This window comes from Albidovulum sp., assembly GCF_049646345.1.
In the GTDB taxonomy this organism is placed as follows: Bacteria; Pseudomonadota; Alphaproteobacteria; order Rhodobacterales; family Rhodobacteraceae; genus Albidovulum.
The window spans coordinates 1-3377 of sequence record NZ_JBARVQ010000277.1 but is presented as its reverse complement, the minus strand read 5'-3'; the positions used below and the strand labels follow the sequence as shown (position 1 = coordinate 3377).

General features: G+C 63.1%; 4 protein-coding genes. 1 reads left to right on the top strand and 3 read right to left on the bottom strand.

Translation table 11 applies throughout. The features are described 5' to 3' along the window. Nucleotides 1–333, bottom strand: a 333-nt coding sequence (locus tag WBB85_RS06635) for a CocE/NonD family hydrolase (protein ID WP_432637839.1), incomplete at its 3' end; no start/stop codon positions are given. Between the two features lie 143 nt (nucleotides 334–476). On the opposite strand from WBB85_RS06635, the gene betC reads away from it, so the two are divergent. Beyond that, on the top strand, nucleotides 477–1988 hold the full coding sequence (gene betC, locus WBB85_RS06630) for a choline-sulfatase (protein ID WP_432637838.1): 1512 nt from the start codon (nucleotides 477–479) through the stop codon (nucleotides 1986–1988). Nucleotides 1989–2001: 13 nt separating this feature from the next. Here the strand turns inward: betC and WBB85_RS06625 are convergent, their stop codons facing one another. Then, on the bottom strand, nucleotides 2002–2799 hold the full coding sequence (locus tag WBB85_RS06625) for a carnitinyl-CoA dehydratase (protein WP_432637837.1): 798 nt from the start codon (nucleotides 2797–2799) through the stop codon (nucleotides 2002–2004). After that, nucleotides 2799–3377, bottom strand: a 579-nt coding sequence (locus WBB85_RS06620; RefSeq protein WP_432637836.1) for an acetate--CoA ligase family protein, incomplete at its 5' end; no start/stop codon positions are given. The genes WBB85_RS06620 and WBB85_RS06625, both read right to left, overlap by 1 nt.

Sequence of the window (3377 nt, the reverse complement as noted above, 5' to 3'; positions counted from 1 at the left end):
GCCCTGCGCCGCGATCCAGTCGATCACCTCAACGGCATCGGCCAGTTCCCGGGGGCTGTATTCATCCGCCATCAACCCCTCACTGTCGCCATTGCCGCGCATGTCGACGCGCAGGCAGGCAATCCCGTGACCGGCGAACCAGGGATGGGTCAGCGCATCGCGCTGCGTGGTACCGTCGCGCTTGCGGTAGGGCAGAAATTCCAGAACCGCCGGGAACGGTCCCGCCCCCTTTGGCATCCAGACCCGCGCCGATAGACGCGTGCCGTCCGAAAGGACGATGCCCAGATCGGGCTCTTCGCCAACTGAATACGAAAAGTCCGTGGTCGTTTCCATATGCCATCCCCCTCAGTTTGATGTTACCCATCCTGCCCAAGGGCACCACGCCGGTCGCGGCATGGCAATGCCGTTTTCGGACGCGACCGCTACATGGCGGCAATGCAAGCCTGCCGCCTGCAAAACCCGGAGGGAGACATCACATGACCGACCGCCCCAACATCCTCATCCTCATGGTCGATCAGCTGAACGGCACGCTCTTTCCCGATGGCCCGGCCGACTGGCTACATGCACCGACGCTGAAGGCGCTGGCCGCCCGTTCGGTCCGCTTCCGGAACGCCTATACTGGCTCGCCCCTTTGTGCGCCGGGTCGGGCCTCGTTCATGTCCGGGCAATTGCCCTCGCGCACGAAGGTCTATGACAACGCGGCCGAATTCGCCTCGGACATCCCGACCTATGCCCACCATCTGCGGCGCGCGGGCTATCAGACCTGTCTTTCGGGCAAGATGCATTTCGTCGGCCCCGACCAGCTGCACGGGTTCGAGGAGCGATTGACGACCGATATCTATCCCGCCGATTTCGGCTGGACGCCCGACTACCGCAAGCCGGGCGAACGCATCGACTGGTGGTATCACAATATGGGATCAGTCACCGGCGCGGGCGTGGCCGAGATCAGCAACCAGATGGAATATGACGATGAGGTTGCTTACAACGCAACCGCCAAAGTCTATGACCTTGCACGCGGTCTCGATGACCGGCCCTGGTGCCTGACGGTCAGCTTTACCCATCCGCACGATCCTTACGTCGCGCGGAAGAAGTACTGGGACCTTTACGAGGATTGCGCGCACCTGCAGCCTGAAGTGCCAGCAATGGCCTATGAGGATCACGACGCCCATTCCAAGCGCATCTTCGACGCCAATGACTGGCGCAAGTTCGATATCACCGAAGAAGATATCCGCCGCTCGCGCCGCGCCTATTTCGCCAATATCTCCTATCTCGATGACAAGATCGCAGGGATCCTGGAAGCGCTGGAGGCGACCCGGCAAGAGGCGGTCATCCTCTTCGTTTCCGACCACGGCGACATGCTGGGCGAACGCGGCCTCTGGTTCAAGATGAACTTCTTCGAAGGCTCGGCGCGCGTGCCCCTGATGATCGCCGCACCCGGGCTGACGCCACAGCGCATCGACACGCCCGTTTCCACCATCGACGTGACGCCGACGCTCTGCGATCTGGCCGGGGTCAGCATGGAGGAGGTCATGCCCTGGACTGACGGCGAAAGCCTCGTGCCCACCGCCAAGGGGACAGAACGCACCGCCCCCGTGGCCATCGAATATGCCGCCGAAGCCTCTTACGCGCCGCTTGTCTCGCTGCGCTATGGCAAGTGGAAATACAATCGCTGCGCGCTCGACCCCGACCAGCTTTTCGACCTTGAGGCCGACCCGCATGAGCTTACGAACCTCGCAGGCGATCCGGCCCATATGGGCACCCTCACGTCACTCCGCGCCAAGTCCGAGGTGCGCTGGGATCTCGCCCGGTTCGACGCCGAGGTCCGCCAAAGTCAGGCGCGGCGCTGGGTGGTCTATGAGGCGCTTCGGAACGGCGATTATTTCCCGTGGGACTACCAGCCTTTGCAGAAAGCGTCGGAACGCTACATGCGCAACCACATGGACCTCAATGTGCTTGAGGACAGCAAGCGCTTCCCGCGCGGAGAGTGAGGCAAACCGCCCCTTACTTCCCCTTCCAGACCGGATCGCGCTTTTCGGCAAAGGCGCGGGCGCCTTCAAGCTGATCCTCGGAAGAATAAAGCCGGTCCACAGTCGCCATCTGCCGCTTGGTGACGCGGTTCAGCGCATCCTGAAACCGCATATCCTCGGCCTCCCGCACCACTTCCTTGATGGCGGCATAGACCAGGGGCGGCCCGCTTTCGAGCAACCGGGCAAGGTCCCATGCTTTCGCCAACAGGTCAGCTTGTGTTGTGATTTCCTTCAAAATGCCCCAGCGCAAAGCCTCCTCTGCGTCGAACCAGCGGCCGGTCAGCAGGAGGTCCATCGCGACATGGTAGGGAATGCGTTTCGGCAGCTTGATCGAAGCGGCATCCGCGACGGTGCCCGAGCGGATTTCGGGCAGTGCAAACGTGGCATTGTCCGAGGCAAGGATCAGGTCCGCAGATAAGGCCAGTTCCAGCCCGCCGCCGCAACAGATGCCGTTCACCGCCGCAATCACCGGCTTGTTGAGGTTCGGCAATTCCTGCAAGCCGCCAAAACCGCCGACCCCGTAATCGCCATCAACCGCATCGCCGTCATTGGCGGCCTTCAGATCCCAGCCCGGGCAGAAGAACTTCTCGCCCTCGGCCCGCAGGATACAGACGCGCAGTGTGTCATCGTCGCGGAAATCGCGGAAGGTCAGCCCCATGATCCGGCTGGTGGCAAGGTCAATCGCATTGGCCTTGGGCCGGTCCAGCGTCACCTCCAGAATGCCGCCCTCGCGGCGGGTCCGGATCGGCCCCTCGCTCCGCATTTCCATCATTACACTGCCTCCCGTATCAATGCATCGACCGCCACCGCGCCCTCTTCAAGGACAAGGATCGGGTTGATCTCAATCTCTTCCAATTCGGGCCGCTCAACCATCACCTGCCCCAGCCGCACCGCGATCCCGGCAATGGCCGCCACATCCGCCTTTGGCCGCCCCCGATACCCGTCAAGCAAGGGCCAGAGCCTGAGGCCACGCATCGCCGTCAGAACCTCATCCTCACCGACAGGCAGAACCAGCGTCACCGTATCGGCCAGCAGCTCAGCCGTAACGCCGCCAAGACCCAGCGTCAGGGTCGCGCCATAGACCGGATCGCGGCGCAGACCCAGCAGGACCTCACCGACGGCACCGGCCACCATCTCCTCAACCAGATAGCCCGAGGCACCCGGCATCCCAGCCTGCCCGTCGAGCGAGGTCAGGCCAAGGCGCACGGCCCCCGCTTCGGTCTTGTGCGCGAAGCCAAGCCCCTTGAGGACCAGAGGTGCCGTCAGATCCACCGACTTGGCCGCAGCCTCTTGCAACGTCGCCCCGATAACTCCGCGCGGGATCGGGATATTGGCCGCATTGAGCAGAGC